19 protein-coding genes, 1 rRNA gene and 1 riboswitch are annotated in these 21,248 nt (G+C 72.7%); of the genes, 9 read left to right on the top strand and 11 right to left on the bottom strand.

Annotated elements, in window-relative coordinates; genetic code table 11:
• Positions 1 to 21: 21 nt before the first annotated feature.
• The gene (locus ACIQ9P_RS17320; protein WP_402355928.1) at positions 22 to 1,041 is read left to right on the top strand and encodes a LacI family DNA-binding transcriptional regulator; all 1,020 of its coding nucleotides are present in this window, start codon (positions 22 to 24) and stop codon (positions 1,039 to 1,041) included.
• A gap of 122 nt (positions 1,042 to 1,163) precedes the next feature.
• On the opposite strand, the gene ACIQ9P_RS17315 is transcribed toward ACIQ9P_RS17320, so the two are convergent.
• Together ACIQ9P_RS17315 and ACIQ9P_RS17310 are read right to left on the bottom strand one after the other, a co-directional pair.
• Complete coding sequence (locus ACIQ9P_RS17315; protein WP_402355925.1) at positions 1,164 to 1,364, bottom strand: hypothetical protein; 201 nt, start codon at positions 1,362 to 1,364, stop codon at positions 1,164 to 1,166.
• A gap of 181 nt (positions 1,365 to 1,545) precedes the next feature.
• A complete protein-coding gene (locus ACIQ9P_RS17310) occupies positions 1,546 to 2,823 on the bottom strand; it encodes a transglycosylase family protein (protein ID WP_402355922.1) in 1,278 nt (425 codons plus the stop codon).
• Positions 2,810 to 2,975: riboswitch (cyclic di-AMP (ydaO/yuaA leader) on the bottom strand. (Overlaps the previous gene by 14 nt.)
• 267 nt (positions 2,976 to 3,242) lie before the next feature.
• Between ACIQ9P_RS17310 and ACIQ9P_RS17305 the strand changes: the two genes are divergently transcribed.
• Positions 3,243 to 5,474: a hypothetical protein gene (locus ACIQ9P_RS17305; RefSeq protein WP_402355920.1), complete on the top strand. Its 2,232-nt coding sequence runs from the start codon at positions 3,243 to 3,245 to the stop codon at positions 5,472 to 5,474.
• A gap of 86 nt (positions 5,475 to 5,560) precedes the next feature.
• Here the strand turns inward: ACIQ9P_RS17305 and ACIQ9P_RS17300 are convergent, their stop codons facing one another.
• Positions 5,561 to 6,496 (bottom strand): hypothetical protein, encoded by a 936-nt coding sequence (locus tag ACIQ9P_RS17300; protein WP_402355917.1) that lies wholly within the window; start codon positions 6,494 to 6,496, stop codon positions 5,561 to 5,563.
• Between the two features lie 514 nt (positions 6,497 to 7,010).
• Between ACIQ9P_RS17300 and ACIQ9P_RS17295 the strand changes: the two genes are divergently transcribed.
• A complete protein-coding gene (locus ACIQ9P_RS17295; RefSeq protein ID WP_402355914.1) occupies positions 7,011 to 7,265 on the top strand; it encodes a DUF397 domain-containing protein in 255 nt (84 codons plus the stop codon).
• Positions 7,266 to 7,759: 494 nt separating this feature from the next.
• Here ACIQ9P_RS17295 and ACIQ9P_RS17290 read toward each other — a convergent pair whose 3' ends face one another.
• The gene (locus ACIQ9P_RS17290; protein ID WP_402355911.1) at positions 7,760 to 8,281 is read right to left on the bottom strand and encodes an ATP-binding protein; all 522 of its coding nucleotides are present in this window, start codon (positions 8,279 to 8,281) and stop codon (positions 7,760 to 7,762) included.
• A 414-nt stretch (positions 8,282 to 8,695) separates the two neighbouring features.
• Here ACIQ9P_RS17290 and ACIQ9P_RS17285 point away from each other — a divergent pair, with 414 nt between their 5' ends.
• Positions 8,696 to 9,562, top strand: a complete 867-nt coding sequence (locus ACIQ9P_RS17285) for a helix-turn-helix transcriptional regulator (RefSeq protein ID WP_030392216.1) — start codon at positions 8,696 to 8,698, stop codon at positions 9,560 to 9,562.
• Between the two features lie 112 nt (positions 9,563 to 9,674).
• Here ACIQ9P_RS17285 and ACIQ9P_RS17280 read toward each other — a convergent pair whose 3' ends face one another.
• Positions 9,675 to 10,280 carry a TetR/AcrR family transcriptional regulator gene (locus tag ACIQ9P_RS17280; protein WP_402355908.1) on the bottom strand — a complete coding sequence of 202 codons (606 nt, stop codon included), beginning with the start codon at positions 10,278 to 10,280 and terminating at the stop codon, positions 9,675 to 9,677.
• Between the two features lie 236 nt (positions 10,281 to 10,516).
• Positions 10,517 to 12,040, bottom strand: a complete 1,524-nt coding sequence (locus tag ACIQ9P_RS17275) for an MFS transporter (protein WP_402355905.1) — start codon at positions 12,038 to 12,040, stop codon at positions 10,517 to 10,519.
• Positions 12,041 to 12,127: 87 nt separating this feature from the next.
• On the opposite strand from ACIQ9P_RS17275, the gene ACIQ9P_RS17270 reads away from it, so the two are divergent.
• A complete protein-coding gene (locus ACIQ9P_RS17270; protein ID WP_402355902.1) occupies positions 12,128 to 12,532 on the top strand; it encodes a MarR family winged helix-turn-helix transcriptional regulator in 405 nt (134 codons plus the stop codon).
• A 75-nt stretch (positions 12,533 to 12,607) separates the two neighbouring features.
• Here ACIQ9P_RS17270 and ACIQ9P_RS17265 read toward each other — a convergent pair whose 3' ends face one another.
• The 5 genes from ACIQ9P_RS17265 to ACIQ9P_RS17245 form a co-directional block, all read right to left on the bottom strand.
• Complete coding sequence (locus ACIQ9P_RS17265; RefSeq protein ID WP_402355900.1) at positions 12,608 to 13,570, bottom strand: M56 family metallopeptidase; 963 nt, start codon at positions 13,568 to 13,570, stop codon at positions 12,608 to 12,610.
• A 198-nt stretch (positions 13,571 to 13,768) separates the two neighbouring features.
• Complete coding sequence (locus ACIQ9P_RS17260; RefSeq protein ID WP_402355897.1) at positions 13,769 to 14,422, bottom strand: DUF5134 domain-containing protein; 654 nt, start codon at positions 14,420 to 14,422, stop codon at positions 13,769 to 13,771.
• 175 nt (positions 14,423 to 14,597) lie between these two features.
• The gene (locus ACIQ9P_RS17255; RefSeq protein WP_402355895.1) at positions 14,598 to 15,425 is read right to left on the bottom strand and encodes an amino acid ABC transporter ATP-binding protein; all 828 of its coding nucleotides are present in this window, start codon (positions 15,423 to 15,425) and stop codon (positions 14,598 to 14,600) included.
• Positions 15,422 to 16,348, bottom strand: a complete 927-nt coding sequence (locus tag ACIQ9P_RS17250; RefSeq protein WP_402356983.1) for an amino acid ABC transporter permease — start codon at positions 16,346 to 16,348, stop codon at positions 15,422 to 15,424. The genes ACIQ9P_RS17255 and ACIQ9P_RS17250 overlap by 4 nt, the downstream gene beginning before the upstream one ends.
• A 26-nt stretch (positions 16,349 to 16,374) precedes the next feature.
• A complete protein-coding gene (locus ACIQ9P_RS17245) occupies positions 16,375 to 17,253 on the bottom strand; it encodes a transporter substrate-binding domain-containing protein (RefSeq protein WP_402355892.1) in 879 nt (292 codons plus the stop codon).
• Positions 17,254 to 17,512: 259 nt separating this feature from the next.
• On the opposite strand from ACIQ9P_RS17245, the gene ACIQ9P_RS17240 reads away from it, so the two are divergent.
• The 4 genes from ACIQ9P_RS17240 to ACIQ9P_RS17225 all read left to right on the top strand — a co-directional run.
• Positions 17,513 to 18,913: a DUF6421 family protein gene (locus tag ACIQ9P_RS17240; RefSeq protein ID WP_402355889.1), complete on the top strand. Its 1,401-nt coding sequence runs from the start codon at positions 17,513 to 17,515 to the stop codon at positions 18,911 to 18,913.
• Positions 18,910 to 19,668, top strand: a complete 759-nt coding sequence (locus tag ACIQ9P_RS17235) for an SDR family oxidoreductase (RefSeq protein WP_402355886.1) — start codon at positions 18,910 to 18,912, stop codon at positions 19,666 to 19,668. Before ACIQ9P_RS17240 ends, ACIQ9P_RS17235 begins: the two co-directional genes overlap by 4 nt.
• Entirely contained in the window at positions 19,665 to 20,753 is a 1,089-nt protein-coding gene (locus ACIQ9P_RS17230; RefSeq protein WP_402355883.1) for a threonine aldolase family protein, read from the top strand. Before ACIQ9P_RS17235 ends, ACIQ9P_RS17230 begins: the two co-directional genes overlap by 4 nt.
• 424 nt (positions 20,754 to 21,177) lie before the next feature.
• Positions 21,178 to 21,248 (top strand): 16S ribosomal RNA (locus ACIQ9P_RS17225); the annotation flags it as partial.

Here is a 21,248-nt window from a genome sequence, read left to right as displayed (position 1 = left end):
GTTGCAATAGGCTCTGGGACCGTGACTACGGCGCGACTCTCAGACATCGCGGCGCAGGCGGGGGTCAGCGAGGCCACCGTCTCCCGCGTGCTCAACGGCAAGGCGAACGTCTCGGCCGCCACCCGGCAGACCGTGCTGGCGGCGCTCGACGTGCTCGGCTACGAGCGGCCGACCCGGCTGCGCCAGCGCAGTGCCGGGCTGATCGGACTGATCACCCCGGAACTGAGCAACCCGATCTTCCCGGCGCTGGCCCAGGTGATCGAGCAGGTGCTCAGCCGGCACGGCTACACGCCGGTGCTCTGCACCCAGACCCCGGGCGGCTCCACCGAGGACGAGCTGGTCGAGATGCTGGTCGACCGGGGCGTGGCGGGCATCGTCTTCGTCTCGGGCCTGCACGCGGACAGCACCGCCGACCACGACCGCTACGCCCGGCTGGCCGGGCGCGGGGTGCCGTTCGTGCTGATCAACGGTTACAGCGAGAAGATCGACGCGCCGTTCATCTCGCCGGACGACCGGGCCGCGATGTGGATGGCCGTCCAGCACCTGGCCGAACTCGGCCACGAGCGGATCGGCCTGGCGGTCGGGCAGCGGCGGTACGTGCCGGTGCTGCGCAAGATCGAGGGCTTCACGGCGGCCCTGCGGGAGGTGCTCGGGTACACCCGGGAGGAGGCCGAGGAGTCGGTCCGGCACACGCTGTTCAGCGTGGAGGGCGGGCACGCGGCGGCCGGGGCGCTGCTGGACAAGGGCTGCACGGCGATCGTCTGCGGCAGCGACATGATGGCGCTCGGCGCGATCCGGGCGGTCCGTCAGCGGGGCCTGGCGGTGCCGCAGGACGTCTCGGTGGTCGGTTTCGACGACTCGCCGCTGATAGCTTTCACCGAGCCGCCGCTGACCACCGTGCGCCAGCCGGTGGAGGCGATGGCCACCGCGGCCGTGGACGCCCTGCTGGAGGAGGTCGGCGGGAACGCCGTCCAGCGCGGGGAGTTCACGTTCCAGCCGGAGCTGGTGATGCGCGGTTCCACCGGGGCACGCGCGCGCTGAGGACAGGACGAGGGGCCCGGGAGCGACGATCCGCTCCCGGGCCCCTCGGTGTTCGCGCCCGGCCCTCCCGGACGGCGGGCCGGTCCTGGCCCGCCCCCGGATGCCGGGTCGGTGCCTGCCGCTCAGCCTTCCTGGACGGTGGGCCGGTCCTGGGCGGTCCGGTGACCGTCGGCGGCGTCACCGGTACGGGCCCCGGTGCGTCGGCCCCGCTCCAGGAAGTCGCGGAGGATCAGTTCGACGGCGTCCTGCGGGTTCTTGGTGCCGGACAGCATCATCACGTCGATCGCGAGATTGGCGTCGAGCGAGACGGTGACCTGGGCCATGGTGACTCCTCCTCGGGTGCAGGGCAGCAGCATGCCCGCCGGAGGCGCGTTCTGACCATGGCGGTCCGGATCCGGGTCCGGACCCGTGAGTGGGCCGGCTCCGGAGAGCGGCCGTGCGGGCATGCCTCGGCCCCCGGGGAGAGGAGCGACGGCTCTCCCCGGGGGCCTCGGTGCGATCGGATCAGACCCGGCCGGCGAAGTCCGGCGCCCAGTTGGCGACGGTCTGGACCCGCACGCCCGAGCTCGGGTTGGCGGCCTCGACGTACTTGCCGTCACCGACGTAGAGCGCGACGTGGTAGACGCCGGAGTCCTGGCCGTTGTTGGACCAGAACAGCAGGTCGCCCGCCTTGAGCGAGTCCAGCGACACGTGGGTGGACGCGGCGGCCTGGTCGGCGGCGACGCGCGGGACGGAGACGCCCGCGGCGCGCAGCGCGGCCTGGGTCAGGCCGGAGCAGTCCCAGCCGCCGTTGCCGGTGCCGCCGTAGACGTACGCCTGACCGACCTTCGACTGGGCGAAGGAGACGGCGGCGGCCATGCTGCCGGTGGCGGCCGGGGCGGGGGCCGGGGTCTCGGCCTTCGCCGCGGGCTGGGCGGCGGGCTCGGCGGCGGTGCCGGAGCCGTTCTGCTGGCCCTTGCCGCGGTTGAACCAGTCGAAGCCCTGGCCGGCCTTGTCCGCGGCCGGGGCCTTCGCCTCGGCGCGGTCGCCGAGGGTCAGGTGCTGGCCCGGGTAGATGCTGTGCGGGCCCTCGGCCAGGGTGGCGCGGTTGAGCTCGTACAGCCGCTCCCAGCCGCCCTGGACGTGGTTCTTGTCGGCGATGGTGGAGAGCCAGTCGCCGGCGACCACGGTGTAGTCGGCGGAGGCGTCCTGGCCCGCCTGGCGGTGCCACTTCTGCCAGTCCTGGCCGCCGGTGGGCCGCTGGGCGGCGTCGGAGGCGGCCGGGGCCGGGTTCGCGGGCTTGGCGGCCTGCTGGCGGTCGGCGGGCTTCTCGGCCGGCTTGGCGGCCGGGGCGGGGGTCTTGGCGGTCGGCGCGGCGGTGGCCGAGGTGTCCACGGCGGGGGCGGCGCCGCCCTTGGTCAGACCGGCCTGGACCGAGCAGACCGGCCAGGCGCCGGGGCCCTGGACGGCGAGCACCTTCTCGGCGATCGCGATCTGCTGGTCCTTGCTGGCGAGGTCGGCGCGGGCGGCGAAGGAGGTGCCGCCGAACTCGGCCCAGGTGGAGTTGGTGAACTGGAGTCCGCCGTAGAAGCCGTTGCCGGTGTTGATGCTCCAGTTGCCGGTGCTCTCGCACTGGGCGACCTTGTCCCAGGTGGCGACGGAGGCGGCCGAGGCGGTCCCGGCGGTGAGGCAGGGGACGGTGAGGCCGATGCCCGCGACGCCGAGGGCGGCGATCGCGCGGCGGGTACGGCCGGACAGACGGGTGCCGTTGGTGGGCAGCATGAAGACTGGGTCCTCTCCCACGCCTGCGAGGTGAGCTGTCGGATTCGGGCCGGAGTAGCCCGGCCGCGCTGTGGACGCGGCTTCACCCCTAGCCCGGGCCCGGTCCGAGGACCGGTCCTGGGCGAACTACCTGTGGTTCCCCCGCTCCTGCCGTGATGCATTGCACTGCCAGCACGCCCGACGGCAGGACTCGGCGTCGCGGACGGGCTGGGTCCGTGTGGCCACGAACGGGGAGCACGTTAAGCAGAGCCGGCTTCAAACCGCAAACATGTGTGATGACCGTCACAGTTTACGAAAGACGTGCTGAACGGCTGTCCTTCATGATCAGAAATGACCGATTTCCGGCAACGCCCGTCATGGCCAACGCAACTGCCTATGCTTCAGAGCGTCGGCACCCCACCGACGCCGACGCAGCCGCCCGGGGGGAGGGCTACGCACCGATGGGCATCGACGAGGAGCCGGACGCCGCCCGTCCGGACGTCAGGCCACGCGGAGCACACCGCAGGGCAAAGCACCGCAGAGCGGACATCACGCCCGAACCACCCCGAACTCCCGTAAGCCGTCGCGTACTACTGCGCTGGCTGGCCGTCGGTACCGCCTTCGCGGCGGTCAGCGGGGAGGAGGTCCTGCGCCGCTCGCTGACCGGTGAGACCCGGCTGGTCACCCCGGCCGCCGTCGTCGGCCCCACCCCGTCCGGGGCGGCCGCCCCGATGGGCCGGGACGGCGGCCACGGCGCCGCCCCGCCGGACTCCGCCGCCTCCGGCACCGGACCCCCCGAGCAGCCCGCCCCCGCGCCCACCGTCGACCAGGGCGGCCGCCGCTGGTCCGACCGGACCGGCTGGGGCGGCAGTCCGCCCGGACCGCGCGCCGCCGTCCGGATCACCGACAAGGTCCTGCTCGACACCGACGCCGAGGTCGGCTCGCTGCTGGTCGAGCCGGGCGGCAGCCTCACCTTCGCCACCGACCGCACCCTCACCCTCGCCGCCGCCGGCAACGTCGAGATCCGCGGTTCCCTCGCCCTCGCCCCCGACGGCGACCGGGTCCACACCCTCCGCTTCCCCGCCGTCGACGAGAAGCGCTTCCGGGGTGACGGCATGACCGTGGTCGACACCGACGTCGGCCTCTGGGTCACCGGCGCCGGCTACCTGCGGCTGGACGGCGCGGCCAAGACCGCCTGGGTCCGCGCCGAGCGCGAGCTCAGGGCCGGCGACACCGTCGTCGACCTCGCGGCCCCGCCCGCCGGCTGGCTCCCCGGCGACGAACTGGCCGTCACCCCGACCGGCCCGCCCGATCAGGACGGCTTCGCCGCCGCCTACGACCTCGTCACCGTGCGGTCCGTCAGCGGAACCACCGTCACCCTGGAGACCCCGCTCAGGTACCCGCATCCCAGGGTCGCGGCCGGAGGGGGCGTCACCGTCGGCGCCGAACTGCTCAACCTCACCCGCAGCGTCCGGGTCGAGGGCAGCGCCAAGGGCCGCGCCCACGTCCACCTCACCAGCACCCGCCGGGCCGACGTCCGGCACGCCGCGCTGCGCTGGGTCGGGCCGCGCGCCGACACCAAGGAGACCTGGCGGGGCCCGGAGGGCACGGCGCCCGTCACCGCGCCCGTGCTCGGCCGGTACGGCCTGCACTTCCACCGGCTCGGCGACGCCTCCCGGGGCACCGTGGTCGAGGGCGTGGTCGTCCGCGACGCGGGCAGCCACGCGTTCGTGCCGCACGCCAGCCACGGCATCACCTTCCGCAGCTGCGTCAGTCACGAGACCTGGGAGGACGCCTACTGGTGGGACGGTCCGCTGGACACCCGCACTCCCCAGCAGCCCTCCGACGACATCGTCTACGAGTCCTGCGTCGCCTCCCGCACCCTGCTCGAACCCAACCCCCGGGCCTACCGGCTGACCGGCTTCAACCTCGGCGCGGGCACCGGCGGCAAGGCCCTGGACTGCGTCGCCGTCGGGGTGCAGGGTGCCACCGGCGCCTCCGGCTTCGAGTGGCCGGAGAACAGCGAGGGCGTCTGGGACTTCCAGCGCTGCCTGGCCCACAACAACCTCCAGGACGGCATCTTCGTCTGGCTCAACGCCCAGCGGCACCACGTGGTCACCGAGTTCGCCGCCTACCACAACGGTGGCTGGGGCATCGAGCACGGCGCCTACCTCAACGACTTCGACTACACCGCGAGCGTGCTGTACGGCAACGCGGGCGGGGGAGTGGCGCTGCACGCGCTCGGCCGGGACCGGGGCAGCAACTTCGACGGGCTGCTGATCGACGCCGCCGGGCGCAGCGACTTCGCGGTCTCCACCGCCCGGCACGAACTCGCCGGGGAGTCGGTCACCTTCAGCCGCAGCCGGTTCACCGGCTACCGCAGGGCCGGGATCGCCTTCCGGGCCGGGGCCGACGGCAAACCGGACGACGTGCTCGTGCTGGACTGCGAGTTCGGCGGCAACGAGCTCTGGCTCGACCCGGAGGCCGGGGCGCCCAAGAACATCCTGCTGCGCCGGGCCGGTTCGACCGAGGTGGTCCAGGTCCGCCGGGCGGGGGAGGAGGGCACCGCGCAGCCGCAGTGGAACGCGGTCGCCGCGTCGGTGCCCACGCTGGCCGGCCAGTCCCGGCCGGTGCAGGTGCCGGGGCTCAGGCTGAAGGACGCGGCCGCGCCCACCACCCGGGTGGGACGGTGACGGTGCCGTGCCGCCGCCCGGTGCCGGCGGCAACGCGACGGGTCCGGAACGGAGCTGCCGTTCCGGGCCCGCTCGCGCGGTGTCCGCTACTGGGCGGCGTGCCGTCCGGCGCCCCGGAGGCCGTTCCCGTCGGCGTCCTCGGCCTCGTCGGTCCCGAACTCGGGCGCGACGGCGGGCAGCGCGGCCAGGTAGGTGGAGGCGACCAGCTGACCCACCGCCTGGTAGGCGCCCAGCGGGGCGGCCGACGGGCAGCCGGACTCCTCGGCGGCCGCGGCGAGCAGCTCGGCGTCCGCCTCGGGGCCGATCACCAGCGGGGCCAGGGCCGGGTTCTGGGCGCCCATCTCCTTGAGGTGGGCGACGGCCTCGGCCACCGAGCCGGGGATGTCCAGCGCGGCGGCGACGACCGGGACGGCGAGCCGGGCGGCCAGCAGCATGCCGGTGATCCCGGCCGCGTCGGCGGCGGCCTGCCCGCCGACGGTGGTGAGCACCACGCCGTCGGCGGCGGTGGCGATGGCGAACAGCCGGGCACGGTCGGCGCGGGCCAGACCGGCCTCGGAGAGGCGGACGTGGACGGCCTCGGCGAGCAGCGGGTGCGGGCCCAGGGTGTCGGTAACCTGGGCGCCGTACTCGGCGGCGAGGGCGTGCAGGTCGGGGAGGAAGCCGTGCGGGCCGGGCACCAGCGGTACCACGACGGGTGTCGGCAGGCCGGCCTCGGCCGCCTCGGCCAGGAGTTCGGTGACGGTGCGCTCGGCCCCGGTCCCGCCGCTGTGCTCGCCGTCGGTCCGGCCGGCCGGCAGGTAACCGGCGGCGGTCAGCACACCGTTCTGCTCGCTGCGGACGATCGAAAGCAGTTCCTCGACCACGGACCGGGATTCCGGGCCGGCCGCCGCGGGCACGGCCAGCAGCAGGGCCGGGGAACCGGCCGGGATCTCGGGGCGCTCGGGACGGCGGTGGCGCCCCCGCGCACGGGAGCCTGGAGTGCGGACGGGCAGTGGCGCGCCCGGGATGGCTGCGGTGCTCATGGCGGAGATCGTAGGACATCGGCCCGCCCGTCCCGCAGTCGGCTGCCGCTCCGGGCGGGACCACCACTGCGAAAATCGGACATAACCGGCCTCCGGGCGGCAGTTGCCCCGGTACCCGGGTAGATGCGGCGGAACGGGCCTTTCGTTGCAGGGGTGGCGCGTGAGATGTCTCACAGCATACGACCGGCCTGACGGAGCGTCACTGGAGGGCGACTCCCGGCGTCGGAAGATCAACATTCAGCGGGGGGTCGCCTACGGGCGGTTAGCGGCGACTTGCCGATTCAGTCGGCTATGTCCGCTTACGTACCCCCGGGGGGGCTCTTTGTGAAGAGTTCCGGTTCGGTGTCGAAAAGGCCGTGCACCTGCAATGTCCCGTGCTGATGCACGTGCACTGGAGCTATCATCGCGTCAAGTGAGGCGTTGTGCCGGGCTGGTACGGGGCCGGCCCGGTCGTTCGGCCGGGGCCGGGGCGCTGAGCTGGACGACCCACTCCGGAGCTCTTCGGGAGATTTCTATGCACGACTCGCACGACACGTACGACCCGTACAACGGGATGGCCGCTGCGGACCTCGAAGGCGTGGTCTGGCAGAAGAGCCTGCACAGCAACTCTCAGGGGAACTGCGTCGAATTCGCCGCCCTTCCGGGGGGCGAGGTGGCGATGCGCAACTCGCGCTTCCCGGACGGTCCGGCGCTGATCTACACCCGGGCCGAGATCGCCGCACTGCTGCTGGGGGCCAAGGACGGGGAGTTCGACCACCTGGCGGTCTGACCGGCCGTCGGCTTCACCATCGGGGGGCCGTCGTGGGTGCTGACACCACGACGGCCTTTAGTCTTTTCCGGCCCCGGGCCCGCGGGCCGCGGAGTTGCCGGGTCGCGGATCCGCCGGGATCCGGGCCTTCGTGGCCCCCGTCGTCGCCCTCGTCGTGGCGCTCTGCCCGTCCGGTCTCCGGCGCTCTGCCCTTCCGTTCCCGCTGTGTGCTCCCGGCGTCCGGCCTTCGCCGCCGGTGACTCCCGCCGCGCCCGCTCGCGCCGCCCGACCCGTGCCGACCGGTTCCCGTCGCCCGAATCTCCCCGACCGGCCGTCGTCGCGCTGCCGAGCCGCCGCACGCGGATCGGAGGGACGTGGATCGGAGGGACGCCACCGCCGGGAGGCTGCCGGACCCGCTGCCCGAGGGTCGCCGGTCGCCGTTGCCGGGGTGGGTGGTCGCCGAGGGGAGGCCGCCGGTCGTGGTGTTTCCCGGGCGGCCGTCGGCGGACGCGGAGTCAGGCCGAGCGCCGGTGCCGCCCGCCGAACTCGGCCGCGGGGGCCGGTCGCAGGCTCTCCTCCGCCTCGAACAGCGCCCAGACGACCTTGCCGCCGCCCAGCGGGTGCCAACCCCAGGAGCGGCTGAAGGAGTCGACCAGGTGCAGTCCGCGGCCGGACTCGGCCACGAAGTCCGCCTCCCGGGCCACCGGGCCCAGGCTGCTGGGATCGCTCACCGCGCAGACCACCTGGGGCGCGCGGTGCACGAGGCTTATTCGGATCGGCAGCCTGCCCTCGGGCGTCGGCTGCATGGGAAAGTCGTGGTCGTCCACCGTGGTCGGGCACGCGCCGATCGCGTGCCGCAACGCGTTGGTCACCAGCTCCGAGGCCACCAGCGCGACGTCGTCGAAGAGCTCGCCCAGGCCCCAGCGCTGCAGGGCGCTCCTGGCGAAGTCGCGCGCGGTTCTGACGGCTTCGTAGCGGGGAGCGAGCGTACACGTGACCACATGGGGGTCGACTGCCAAAGCCGTTCCGGTGCTCATGAAGAGCTCCTCCCATAAGGGGGCGGACACGGCTGGACCCGCCGGGGTCATGCCGGTCACCTCCGACTCGCTCGGCCGCGCGGCCGCCTCTCGACCAGGCGCGCGCGCACGAGGGCCCGGAGGCGCGGGGGCGCTGCCGGGCCGGTGCACGGAATCGCGCGTGGGGTCGACGCGGAGCCCGCGGGATTGCCAGGGATGTGCAGGTGCACGTGCACCATCGTGCTCTGCGCTCACTACAGATGCAAGAGCCGATTCACGTGCAGTCGTTCAAATGGCATATGCAAGCGCCGGATGCACGTGCATCCTGGTGTGCGGAGTGCAGAACTGATAGGAACATCCGTCAGTATCGGCACCGTGAGCGCTCAACTGATGGCAGACTGTGCGCTGTTTGCCCTAGGTGGAGGTTAGGACCGCATGACCACAGTTCAGCCGGGCGGCGGCTCGATGGTCCGCCGGATCCTCCTCGGCTCCCAGCTGCGCCGGCTCCGAGAGACGCGCGGCATCACCCGCGAGGACGCGGGCTACGCGATCCGGGCTTCCGAGTCCAAGATCAGCCGCATGGAACTCGGCCGGGTCAGCTTCAAGGAACGTGACGTCGCCGACCTGCTCAGCCTCTACGGCGTGGACGACGGCCTCGAACGCGAGGCGTTGCTCGGCCTGGTCCGTGAGGCCAACAAGTCGGGCTGGTGGCACAGCTTCAACGACGTCCTGCCGGGTTGGTTCCAGACGTATGTCGGCCTGGAGGAGGCCGCCGCCCTGATCCGCACGTACGAAGTCCAGTTCGTCCCCGGCCTGTTGCAGTCCGAGGAGTACGCGCGGGCGGTTTTCGGCCAGAGTCGGCCGGTGATCAGCGAGGAGGAGGTCGAACGCCGGGTCAGTCTGCGCATGCGCCGTCAGAAGCTCCTGACCGAGGGCGGCAGCCCGCGGCTCTGGGCGGTCATCGACGAGGCCGCGCTGCGCCGTCCGGTCGGCGGCCCCAAGGTGATGCGGGGCCAGGTCCAGTACCTGATCGACGCCGCCGAGCAGGCCAACGTGGTCATCCAGGTCATGCCGTTCCGCTTCGGTGCGCACGCCGGTGAGTCCGGTGCGTTCACCATCCTGCGCTTCCCCGAGCAGGACCTCGCGGACGTGGTGTACCTGGAGCAGCTGACCAGCGCGTTGTACCTGGACAAGCGCGACGACGTCGACGCCTACATCCAGGTCATGGAGCGGCTCTGCGTGGACAGTCTCACGCCCGAGCGCACCATCGACCTGCTGGCCTCGATCCTGAAGGAGCGCTGAGCCCCGGCGGGCATCCAGCCCGCCCGGCCCGGCGCGGACCCGCGGACGGCCCCCGGCCCGGGGGCGCCGTCCCGGATCCGGGACACACACAGCGGCCGCCGGCCGCCGCGGTTCAGCCGCGGGCCGGCGGCCGGTCCCGTTCCGGCGGGAGCGGCTGCGGCGGACGTCCCAGCTGCCAGGGCAGGTCGTAGCGGCGGAACAGGTCGGCCCGGATCGGGGCCAGCGGGAGTTCCGCCCCGGGGAGCAGCACGCCGATGCAGCCGCCCATCAGCGCGCTGCGCAGCACCGCGTGCTCGGCCACCGGGTCGGGCGCGCCCCAGTCGCGCAGCAGGCCCTGGAGGATCGCGCCGAGCCGCTGCTGCTCCGGGTCCTGGACGAAGGCGCCGGTGTCCGGGTCGAGGATCAGCGCGAGGTGCGAGCGCATCACCCGCGGGTGCTCCATGGCCAGGCTCAGCACCGCGTCGATGGCCCGGGCCAGCCGGTCCTCGGGGCCGGCACCGGACTCCAGCTCGTCGAGGGCGCGGGAGAGCGCCTGGTGCATCATCCGGTGGGTGGCGGACTGCATCAGCAGCCGTTTGCCGTCGAAGTAGTAGGACAGCAGTCCGCGCGCGAGCCCGGCGCGCTCGGCTATGTCCGTGAGGGTGGTGCCGGCGTATCCGCGCTGGTCGACCAGCTCGACGGTGGCCCGCATGATGCGGCGCCGGGAGCGCTGCCGCATCTCCTCATTGACCGAATCCCCGCGAGGTGCCATCGTGTCTGCTCCGTACGTTCGTTGGCTGGCGGCCAATATACTGGCCGGGCCGGCGACCGAACCCCGGCGACCGGCTTTCGGCCGGGCGGTCCGGTTCGGCCCGTACGGAGGCGCCGGCCCTACCAACACGGGGGTTTGGTAGAGCCGGCGCCCAGCCCGACGGCGGAGGGTGGATCCGGGTGATGAGGGACCTCTGCCGCCGCTCAGCTCTTGCTGAGGATCTCGTCACGCCGCTCGGCCGGGTCCTTCCGGTCTACTGACGGATAATCATAGTCCGGCACCGACAGCGGAATCGCCGTCTTCCGCCGGTCGAGCACGGCGCCCGCCACGGCGATCACCAGGCCGACCAGCGCGACCCCGGTGACGAAGAGCAGGGCCGGCCGGTAGCCGTTCAGCTGCGCCTCGGCACCGGTGCCGCCGTTGCTGCCGGCGGTGATGATCGCGGTGGCGCCGGCCAGGACGACTGCGGTGCCCACCTGGATCGCGGTGTTCACCAGGCCCGAGGCGAGGCCCTGCTCCTCGTCGGCCACCCCGTCGGTGGCGGCGATGTTCACCGAGGGGAAGGCGAGCGCGAAGCCGACGCCGAGCAGGACGATCGAGGGCAGTACCAGCACCGGGTACGAGCTGTGTGCGTCCAGCCGCAGGAACAGGGCGAACGCGCCGACCAGGGCCAGCAGGCCGATCGGCAGCAGTCGGCCGGTGCCGAAGCGGTCGACCACCGGGCCCATGAACGGTGCCGAGAGCGCGATCATCGCGCCGGCCGGGAGCAGTGCGAGCGCCATCGTCAGGGCCGACCAGCCGAGCAGGTCCTGCAGGTAGAGGGTGACCACGAACTGGAAGCCGCCGTACGCGCCGGTCATCGCGAAGGCGATCACATTGGCGCGGGCGACCGAGCCGTTGCGGAAGATGCCGAGCCGCACCAGCGGGTGCGCGGTCCTGCTCTCGACCACCAGGAACGCTGCCGTCAGTAGTGCCACGACGGCCAGCGAGCCCAGGGTGCGCAAGCTCAGCCAGCCCGCCCCCTGCGCCTCGGTGACGGTGAACACCAGCAGCAGCACGGCGGTGGTGCCGGTGATCGCGCCGAGCACGTCGTAGCGGCCGGTGGCCTTCTCCTCGACCGGACGGGGGAGCAGCCGGACGGCGAAGACCAGGGCGATCAGCGCGATCGGCACGGGCATCAGGAAGGTCCAGCGCCAGCCGACCGCGGTCAGCAGGCCGCTGAGCACCAGGCCGAGCGAGAAGCCGCTGGCGCCGCAGGTGGTGTAGATCGACAGGGCCCGGTTGCGGGCCGGGCCCTCGGGGAAGGTCGTGGTGATGATCGACAGGCCGGCCGGCGCGGTGAACGCGGCCGCGACGCCCTTGAGGAAGCGGGCGGCGATCAGCAGGCCGCCGTCGTCGACCAGGCCGCCGAGCAGCGAGGCGGCGGCGAAGACGCCGAGCGCGGTGAGGAAGACCCGGCGGCGGCCGAGCAGGTCGGCGGTGCGGCCGCCGAGCAGCAGCAGGCCGCCGTAGCCGAGTACGTAACCGGAGACCACCCACTGGAGGGTGGAGGTGGACAGGTGAAGTTCGGAGCCGATGGACGGCAGGGCGATGCCGACCATCGAGATGTCCAGGGCGTCCAGGAAGAGCGCGGCGCAGAGCACGATCAGGGTGCCCCAGAGCCGGGGAGTCCAGTGGGCCCCGGCATATGACGGATCGTCGGTGGTCGTGGCGGTCGCTGTGGTCATGGCGCAAGACACTACATGCACATGCATTCAATGCAAGTGAATAGAATGTTAACGCATAAATTGTTGACGCTGTGATACCGTGGCGGGGTGGCTGAACTCGACTCCCCGGAGGAGGCAGGTCTGGTCGCCCAGTGGCGCGACCTGCTCGCCCGGCATGCCCGGACCGCCTGTCTGCTCGACCGTGAGCTCGGAGAGAAACACGGCCTGGGCATGAGCGAGTTCGAGGTGCTGGAGCGCCTCGTCGAGGGCTGCGAGAGCGGCGACAGGAGCCTGCGGGTGCAGGAGCTCGCCCCCACCGTGCACCTCAGTCAGAGCGCCCTCTCCCGGCTGATCGGCCGACTGGAGAAGGCCGGGCTGGTCACCCGGGCGATGTGCGCCTCCGACCGGCGCGGCATCCAGGTCGCGCTCACCGAGGAGGGCCGCCTGCGCTACGCCGAGGCCCGCGAGCTCCATCGCGAGGTGCTGTCGCTCACCCTGGCCGAGGAGTCGTAGGCGCTTCCGCCACGGCCCGAGGTGCCGTCGACCGCCGTGCGGCGCCGAGGTGTTGGCGGCGGAGCCCGGGCCGGGTCAGCGCAGTGCGAGCAGCCCCGGGGCGACGGCCAGCAGGACCACCGCGGCGGGCACCGCCAGGGCGGCCAGGGTCAGTCGCAGCCGGTGCGGCACGGACAGCCTCGGCCGTCCCGCCAGCAGCCGGTCCACCCGCTTCGGGGACTGCGCCCGCCCGGGCGGGCAGGCGCCGAACACCCCGCGCTCCAGATTGATCCCCGCCAGGGCCAGCGCCGTGGTGTGGCGCCCGTGGTGCCGCGCCGCCCGGTCGTCCGCCGCCAGCTCCACCAACTCGCCCACCTGGTCCCGGAAGGCGCGGAACACTCCGACCCCGGGGAATCCGGAGGCGAGCGCCTGCGCGCCCTGGGCCAGCCAGTGGTGCCGGGCCCGCACGTGTCCGCGCTCGTGGCTGAGAACCGCCGCCAGCTCGCGGGCGGTCAGCCGTCGGAGGGCCCCGGTGGTGACCACCAGCCGGGAGTCCTGCCCGGGCAGCGACCACGCCTCCGGGCGGACGTTCTCCAGGACCACCAGCCGCTCCCGTCGAGGCCGGGCGCCCGCGCCCGAGGCCGGCTCGATCGACTCCGGCAACGCCGGTGAGAGCTCGGCAAGTTGGGCATGACGACGGGCCCGCAGCGCCTTCGCGGTACGGATCTCCCGGGTCAGCGCGACCACCGTCTGCAGTCCGCCCGCCGCCAGCACCGCCGCGCAGAGCCGGCCCCAGCCCTCGGCGTTGTGCAGCCCGTACGCGGCCTCGACGCCGGTCGGCGCGCAGGCGAAGAGCACCGTGCGCAGATCGGGGAGGGCGGCCATCGCGGCGAGCACCAGACCCAGCGCGCAGCACAGCAGCACGGCCACCACCAGGCACTGCCAGACCAGCAGCGCCAGGACCGGTTCCCGCTCCACCCAGCGCGCCCGGACCAGCAGTCGGGGGGCCAGGGTGGCGAGCAGCAGTCCGAGCAGCAACAGGCCGAGCAGGGCCGTCATGGCATGGGCTCCCCGGGGACGCACGGAGCGCGACAGTGCGCTTCCGGTCAACCTATGCGCTGCCGGGGCCGGGTGGAACGGCTTTCGGTCGCCCAGTGACCAACGCCACGACACCCGGCGGACGGTGCGGGGTCACCGGGGGAGCACCGGCGCCGCCGGGGTGTCCTCCCCCGCCGTCGCGGGAACGTCCGGCGGTCGTCACATGATCAGGAGCATGGCGAACATCCCGATGCCCATGGAGAGTCGGCAGGCCCGGGGCAGTCCGGCCGCGGCCGGCGCGGCCGGGCCGCCGGAGCCGGTCAGCAGTCGGCTGCCGGACCACAGCGCGTACCCGCCGAAGTAGGCGAGCAGGACGCCGGTCAACGCGGGCGAGCCGGTTGCCGGGTGGTGCCCGGCGTGCCCGGGGGCGGCGGTCATCGCCAGCGCCATGTAGGTCATCGCCAGGGCCCCGACCGCGTGGTGCAGCCGGTGCGCCCGCCGGTCCGGCCGGCGGACGGCCGCGAGCAGCAGGACCGCGGCGGGCGGGCCGTAGACCCCGGCCCACACCTCGCCCGGCACGGCCGGGCCGACGACCGCCATGGCGGCCATGCCGAGGCCCATCAGCCCCTCGGCGAGGTCCGCCTCGTGGGCGTGCAACCGGCCGGGGGCGACGCTGGGGCGGAGGCGGAGGCGGAGGCGGAGGCGGAGGCGGAGGCCGAGGGCGGGGGCGGTGCCGGGGACGGCCGGCACCGGCAGGTTCGGCAGGCTCGGTACGGGCGTGCACGGGTTGCGGCGCAGCCGGGAGAGGCAGTAGCCGCCGGAGGCTGCGGTGAGGACGGCCAGCAGCCAGTTGACCAGGTCTGGACCGTGCAACGGCGGCCTCCCGGGCGGCGCGGACGGGCGTACCGTCCACGATCACCGCTCGCCGTCGAGCACAGCAGGGCGCGCGCGGGGGCGCACGGTTGTGCTTCCCGTGGTGCGCCCGGCCGTCGGGCGCTGCACGGGTGCCCCGCTGCCCGGTCCGGACGCCCGGGTGCCGGCGCCCCGGTCAGCCCGCGAGTCGGCCCGAGGCGATCACCCGGCTCAGGAAGCGCCGGGTCCGCTCCTCCGTCGGTGCCCCGAACACCCGCTCCGGCGGTCCCTGTTCGAGCACCGCCCCGCCGTCCAGGAAGCAGACCCGGTCGGCTACCTCACGCGCGAAGCCCATCTCGTGGGTGGCGAGCAGCATCGTCATGCCCCGCTCCTTGAGGTCCCGCACCACCGACAGCACCTCGCCGACCAGCTCCGGGTCGAGCGCCGCGGTGATCTCGTCGAGCAGCAGCAGGCGCGGTCCGGTGGCCAGGGCCCGGACGATCGCCACCCGCTGCTGCTGCCCGCCCGAGAGCCGGTCCGGGTACGCGGCGGCCCGGTCCGCCAGGCCGAGCCGCTCCAGCAGCTCCATCGCCCGCGCCTCCGCCTCGGCGCGCGGCACCCCGTGCACCCGGCGCGGGGCGAGGGTCACGTTCTCCAGCACGGTCAGGTGCGGGAAGAGGTTGTAGGACTGGAACACCACGCCGATCCGCCGCCGGACGGCGTCCTCGTCCACGCGCGGGTCGGTGATCTCGGCGCCGTCCAGGAAGACCGCGCCGTCGTCGATCCGCTCCAGCAGGTTGACGCACCGCAGCAGCGTCGACTTGCCGGAGCCGGACGCGCCGATCAGCGCGGTCACCGAGTGCTCGGGCACGCTCAGGTGCACGTCCGCGAGCACCACCCGGCCGTCACCGAAGGTCTTGCGCACGGCCTCCAGCCGCAGCACCGGTTCGCCGTCGGTGGCGGTCCCGCCGCCGATCGCCGTCCCGCCGTCGGCGGGTTCGCCGCCGGCCGTCCGCTCCGTCATGACAGGCCCCCTTCGTAGCGCCGACGGTCGGCCCGGGCGGTCAGCCAGCCGGTGAACCGGGTCAGCGGGACGGTCAGTGCCACGAAGACGAGTGCCGCCACCAGGTACGGGGTGGAGTTGAACGACCGGCCGTTGATGATCTTCGCCGCGTAGACCGCGTCGATCACCCCGCCGATCGACACCAGTCCGGTGTCCTTCTGCAGGCTGACCAGGTTGTTCAGCAGCGGCGGCACCACCCGGCGCACCGCCTGGGGCAGCACCACGAACCGCATCGCCTGCGCGTGCGACAGGCCCAGCGAGCGTGCGGCGGCCAGCTGGCTCGGGTGCACCGACTCGATCCCGGCCCGGAACACCTCGGACACGTACGCCGCGTAGGTCAGCACCAGCGCCGCGCCGCCCAGCCACAGCGGGTCGGTGGTGACCCCGGTCAGCCGCAGCGCAGGGACGCCGGTGATCATCACCAGCAGGCAGATGATCATCGGCAGGCCGAGGAAGAAGTCCACGTACACCGTGGCCAGCAGCCGCACCGGCAGGAAGACCGGCCCGCGCAGCGTCCGCAGCACCGCGAGCAGCAGGCCGAGCACGAGGATCAGCACCCCGCAGACGGCCATCAGCTCCAGATTGATCCGCAGCCCCTTGAGCACCTCGGGCAGCGCCTGCCGGGCGTACTCGGCGCTGAAGAACGAGCGCCGCACCGCCGGCCAGCCCGGTGAGCCGACGACCAGGGCGATCAGCGCGACCGTCGTCAGCAGGGTGGAGGCGGCGGCGACGAGGGCCGAGCGGCGGGCCCGGCGGCGGCGGAACGCCTCGCGGGCGAGGCGCCGGGCCGAGGGCCGGTAGGCGGCCGGGCCGTCCGCGCCCGTGCGTGCCACGCCCGCGCCTCCGGTGCTCGTGCCTCCGGCGCTCAGGTCCTCCGCGCTCATGCCTCCGGCGCTGATGTCCTCCGCGCTCACCGCAGTACGGGAGCGGACACGGCGTCGGACAGCCACTCCTGCTCCAACCGCGCGAGCGTCCCGTCGGTCCGCAGCGCGTCCACCGCCGCCGAGACGCAGCCGGTCAGCCGGGAGCCCTTGTCCAGCACCAGCCCGAACTGCTCGCCCCCGCCGCCGGCGCCCGCGAGCTGACCGACCACCACGGCCTCGGTCACCTCGGCCCCGGTGATGTAGAAGGCCGTCGGCAGGTCCACCACCAGCGCCTCGACCTGACCGTTCCGCAGCGCGGCCTTCGCCAGGTCGTTGGAGTCGAAGACGGCCGGTGGCGCGGACGGTCGCACGGTACCGGTGATCGCCTCCAGGCTGGTGGTCCCCACCTGGGCGCCCAGCCTGACCCCCTTCAGGTCGGCCAGACTCCGGGCCGAGGCGGCCTTCGAGTCCTTCAGCGCGATCACGGCCTGCCGCACGTCGTAGTAACCGGAGGAGAAGTCCACCGCCTGTCGCCGCTCGTCGCTGATCGACACCTGGTTGACGTCGAAGTCGAAGTCCTTGGGACCGGGCGCCGTCGCCCGCCCGAACGGTGCGACCACCCAGGACACCTTCTCCTTCGGGTACCCCAGCTTCGCCGCGACCGCGTACGCCACCGCCGACTCGAAGCCCTTGCCGTTCTCCGGCCGGTCCTCCGAGAACCACGGCTCGTACGCGGGCTTGTCGGTACCGACGGCGAGCGTCCCCGCGGTCCGGGTCGGCAGCCCGCCGGGCGAGCAGTCGGCGGCGCCGCCCGAGGCCGAAGTGCCGGTGCCGGAGGCCGGATCCTGGGCGGCGCAGCCGGTGACCGCGGCCAGCAGGGCACCGGCGAGCAGAGCGGCGACGGCGGACGTGCGGGGGAGGGGCATGGCGGTGCTCCTGGGCGCGAGGGCGGACCGGTCGGGTGGTGACCTCCCCCGGTGGCGGCCTCGGGACACGCGCGGCATGGTCACCTTGGGAGGCTTCGTCCCGTACCGCCCGGAAGATCCCCACGCCTGTTCACGCGGCTGTCACGCGCGCTCCACCGCGGGTCACGAAAGATCCGTCGCCGAACCCTCCCTTGAACAGAAGAACCTTTCGTACATATGGTGGTCTCGTTGAAAACCCTCCTGTTGAAGTGAGTCCCCGATGCAGAATCTTTCGCCAAGGGCCGCTGTGGCGGCCGACGCCCCGGCCCAGAGCCTCGCCGCGCACCCGGCCTGGCTGCGACTGAAGGACGCCGTCGAGGCCCTGCGCCCCCTGCAGTCCAAGGACGGCTCGATCGACCTGGCCGCCGTGCAGCGCCACACCGTCGACCCCCTGGTCGCGACCGTGCGCACCGCCGTCGCCGAGCTGGCCCCGCTCTTCCCGCACGACGCCGTCTACCTGGCCGCCGTCGACACGGACCTGGCGAAGTGGGCCGACACCGGCTACCGGGAGCCCGACTTCCTGGACTCGCTGCTCGCCTTCCAGCCCGCGGGCCAGCGCGAGGACGGCCTGCAGCACCTGGTCGTCTTCCCGATGTACACCCAGAACGGCAACCCGGACCGCAACCTCGAAGCCGTCCTGCTGAGCGTCGTGTGGCCCGAGTGGCTCGCCGAACTGGAGCGGACCCGCTTCGACAACCCGATGTTCGTGCCGATCACCTTCACCGACTTCACGGCCGGCTACGACACCAACTCCGCCGTCCTCTTCCCCGAGACCGTGGCCGTGCGCAAGGCGCCGGAACGATTCACCTGGGGCGGCATCTTCTGCGACCGCGAGGCCGCCCGCTTCCGCGTCGTCTCCACCAACGCCGTCGAGCTGCTCGGCCTGGAGATCCCCGCCGACGCCGAGAGCCTGCTCCAGGACCAGGAGCGCTCGCAGCAGACCTTCGTGCTCTGGGACCTCATCCACGACCGGACCCACAGCCACGGCGACCTGCCGTTCGATCCCTTCATGATCAAGCAGCGCAGCCCGTTCTGGATGTACGGCCTGGAGGAGCTGCGCTGCGACCTCACCACCTTCAAGGAGGCGGTGAAGCTGGAGACCGAGGGCAACGAGCACGCCCGCGACGTCCAGTACGCGATCCTCTTCGACCGCCTCTTCCGCTTCCCGGTCAGCGGCGACCGCGTCCGCAACTACGACGGCATGGGCGGCCAGCTGCTCTTCGCCTACCTGCACAAGCACGACGCGCTGCGCTGGCGCGACAACCGCCTCAGCATCGACTGGGAGCGGGCCCCGAAGGTCACCAACGACCTCTGCGCCGAGATCGAGACCCTCTACCGCGACGGCATCGACCGCCCGAAGCCGGCCCACTGGATCGCCGCCTACGAGCTGGTCTCCCGCTACCTCACCCCGCACCCGGCCTCGACCTGGGCCAAGGGCACCGAGGCGCTGCCGTTCGGCAGTACCGAGGGCAAGGCACTCAACAAGGCGCTGTGCGACGCTGTGCTCCCCGACGAGTTCCCGCTGAGCATGTTCTACGAGGCCCTCTCGAAGAAGCTCGGCGGCGTCATCGCCTCGACCGCCGGTATCACCGGCGCCGGCCTGCAGGGAGTCGCCGCGTGACCACCGCACCCAACGGACCGCTGACCGGCAAGGTCATCGCCGTCGCCGGAGCCAGCGGCCCGGCCGGCCAGGCCGTGCTGCGCCGCCTCGCCGCCGACGGCGCCACCGTCATCGGCGCCGACATCGACGCCCAGCGCCTGGAGTCCGCACTCGACTCCGTCCGCGTCGCCGTGCGCGGCGCGCGCGTCAGCGGCCAGGTCATCGACCTCCTCGACCCGCAGGAGGTCCACGACTGGGCCGACCACCTGGAGGCCGAGCACGGCCACGTCGACGGCGTGTTCCACCTGGTGGGCGGCTGGCGCGGCAGCAAGACCTTCTTCGACAGCCGGATCGACGACTGGGACTTCCTGCACGACACCGTCGTGCGCACCCTCCAGCACACCTCGCTGGCGTTCCAGCCCGCCCTGGTCCGCAGCGAGTCCGGCCGCTACGCGATGATCTCCGCCGCCGCCGCGCACAAGCCCACCGCGGGCGGCGCCGCCTACGCCGCCGCCAAGGCCGCCACCGAAGCGTGGACGCTCGCCATGGCGGACTCCTTCCGCAAGGAGACCACCGCCGAGGACGGCAAGCCCACCGCCGCGGCTGCGATCCTGGTGATCAAGGCGCTGGTCAGTCCCGAGATGCGGGCCGAGAAGCCGGAGGCGAAGTTCGCCGGCTTCACCGACACCGCCGACCTCGCCGAACACCTGGCGGGCCTCTGGGACCGCCCCGCAGAAGAACTGAACGGACAGCACCTGTGGCTGACAGCCCGATGACCGACCTTTCCGAGAACCCCGGCCGCACGGACGCGGAGCGGCGGCACGACACCGCCGTCCGCGGCTTCGCCAGCGACAACTACGCCGGCGTCCACCCCGAGGTGCTCGCCGCCATCGCCCTCGCCAACGGCGGCCACCAGGTCTCCTACGGTGAGGACGAGTACACCACCCACCTCCAGGACGTCTTCCGCCGCCACTTCGGCGAGCAGGCCGAGGCGTACCCCGTCTTCAACGGGACCGGCGCCAACGTCGTCGCCCTCCAGGCCCTGCTGCCGCGCTGGGGCGCGGTGATCGCCGCCGAGAGCGCCCACATCAACGTGGACGAGGGCGGCGCGCCGGAGAAGATGGGCGGCATCAAGCTGCTCACCGTCCCCACCCCGGACGGCAAGCTCACCCCCGAGCTCATCGACCAGCAGGCGTGGGGCTTCGGCGACGAGCACCGCGCGCAGCCGCTCGCGGTCTCGATCACCCAGAGCACCGAGCTCGGCACCCTCTACACGGTGGAGGAGATCCGGGCGATCGTCGACCACGCGCACCAGCTCGGCATGCTGGTCCACGTCGACGGCGCACGCCTCTCCAACGCCGCCGCCTCGCTCGGCGTCCCGCTGCGCGCCTTCACCACGGACGTGGGCGTCGACGTACTGTCCTTCGGCGGTACGAAGAACGGCCTGCTGCTCGGCGAGTGCGTGGTCGTGCTCAACCCCGAGAAGGTCCGGAACATCAAGTTCCTGCGCAAGACCTCGATGCAGCTCGCGTCGAAGATGCGTTTTGTCTCGGTCCAGTTCGAGGCGCTGCTCTCGGGCGACCTCTACCTCCGCAACGCCGGCCACGCCAACGCCATGGCGAGCCGACTGGAGACCGCGGTCCGCGGGATCGACGGCGTGACGGTCGTCCGCCCGGTCCAGGCGAACGCGGTGTTCGCGATCCTTCCGCGCGAGGTGAGCGAGCGGCTGCAGAAGCGCTACCGCTTCTACTTCTGGAACGAGCACACCGGCGAGGTCCGCTGGATGTGTTCGTTCGACACCACGGAGGCCGACATCGACGCCTTCGCGGCGGCCATCGCCGAGGAGATGGGTCGCGCCTGACCTGCGCTCCGACCGCCGATCGTCCCGTCCCGCCGCCGCGGGGCGGGACGATTTGCATGTGGCGCACCGATTCCCCTAGAGTTCCGGAGTCGCCGCGAGAGAGCGGGGGCAAGTGGAAAGCGAAGTCGACTGAATGAAACTCCGGAAAACGGAGCGGAAAACATCTGATAAGCTGGGAACACGAAAGAACGAAGCGCCCGGAGGGCCGGTGTGAAAGCCGCCTGAAGGAAGCGTCCGTTCCTTGAGAACTCAACAGCGTGCCAAAAGTCAACGCCAGATATGTTGACATCCCCGGCCTCAGGGTTTCCTGGGGTTGGAGATTCCTTTTGAAGTAAACACTAGCGAGGACGCAGTGCGCGGGGCCGCCCTATTCCGGTGGTTGCCGTGCCGCTCGACGCGAGTGCGGCCCGATTACGGGCAGACATTCACGGAGAGTTTGATCCTGGCTCAGGACGAACGCTGGCGGCGTGCTTAACACATGCAAGTCGAACGGTG

This window comes from Kitasatospora sp. NPDC094019, assembly GCF_044764505.1.
Classification (GTDB): Bacteria; Actinomycetota; Actinomycetes; order Streptomycetales; family Streptomycetaceae; genus Kitasatospora.
This window is presented reverse-complemented; position numbering and strand designations above follow the sequence as displayed.

Bases quoted from the DNA above. Each gene is read 5' to 3' on its own strand.
- ACIQ9P_RS17315 (WP_402355925.1), bottom strand. From the start codon at position 1,364: ATGGCCCAGGTCACCGTCTCGCTCGACGCCAATCTCGCGATCGACGTG.
- ACIQ9P_RS17305 (WP_402355920.1), top strand. From the start codon at position 3,243: ATGGGCATCGACGAGGAGCCGGACGCCGCCCGTCCGGACGTCAGGCCA.
- ACIQ9P_RS17300 (WP_402355917.1), bottom strand. From the start codon at position 6,496: ATGAGCACCGCAGCCATCCCGGGCGCGCCACTGCCCGTCCGCACTCCA.
- ACIQ9P_RS17295 (WP_402355914.1), top strand. From the start codon at position 7,011: ATGCACGACTCGCACGACACGTACGACCCGTACAACGGGATGGCCGCT.
- ACIQ9P_RS17290 (WP_402355911.1), bottom strand. From the start codon at position 8,281: ATGAGCACCGGAACGGCTTTGGCAGTCGACCCCCATGTGGTCACGTGT.
- ACIQ9P_RS17285 (WP_030392216.1), top strand. From the start codon at position 8,696: ATGACCACAGTTCAGCCGGGCGGCGGCTCGATGGTCCGCCGGATCCTC.
- ACIQ9P_RS17280 (WP_402355908.1), bottom strand. From the start codon at position 10,280: ATGCGGCAGCGCTCCCGGCGCCGCATCATGCGGGCCACCGTCGAGCTG.
- ACIQ9P_RS17275 (WP_402355905.1), bottom strand. From the start codon at position 12,040: ATGACCACAGCGACCGCCACGACCACCGACGATCCGTCATATGCCGGG.
- ACIQ9P_RS17265 (WP_402355900.1), bottom strand. From the start codon at position 13,570: ATGACGGCCCTGCTCGGCCTGTTGCTGCTCGGACTGCTGCTCGCCACC.
- ACIQ9P_RS17255 (WP_402355895.1), bottom strand. From the start codon at position 15,425: ATGACGGAGCGGACGGCCGGCGGCGAACCCGCCGACGGCGGGACGGCG.
- ACIQ9P_RS17250 (WP_402356983.1), bottom strand. From the start codon at position 16,348: ATGAGCGCGGAGGACCTGAGCGCCGGAGGCACGAGCACCGGAGGCGCG.
- ACIQ9P_RS17245 (WP_402355892.1), bottom strand. From the start codon at position 17,253: ATGCCCCTCCCCCGCACGTCCGCCGTCGCCGCTCTGCTCGCCGGTGCC.
- ACIQ9P_RS17240 (WP_402355889.1), top strand. From the start codon at position 17,513: ATGCAGAATCTTTCGCCAAGGGCCGCTGTGGCGGCCGACGCCCCGGCC.
- ACIQ9P_RS17230 (WP_402355883.1), top strand. From the start codon at position 19,665: ATGACCGACCTTTCCGAGAACCCCGGCCGCACGGACGCGGAGCGGCGG.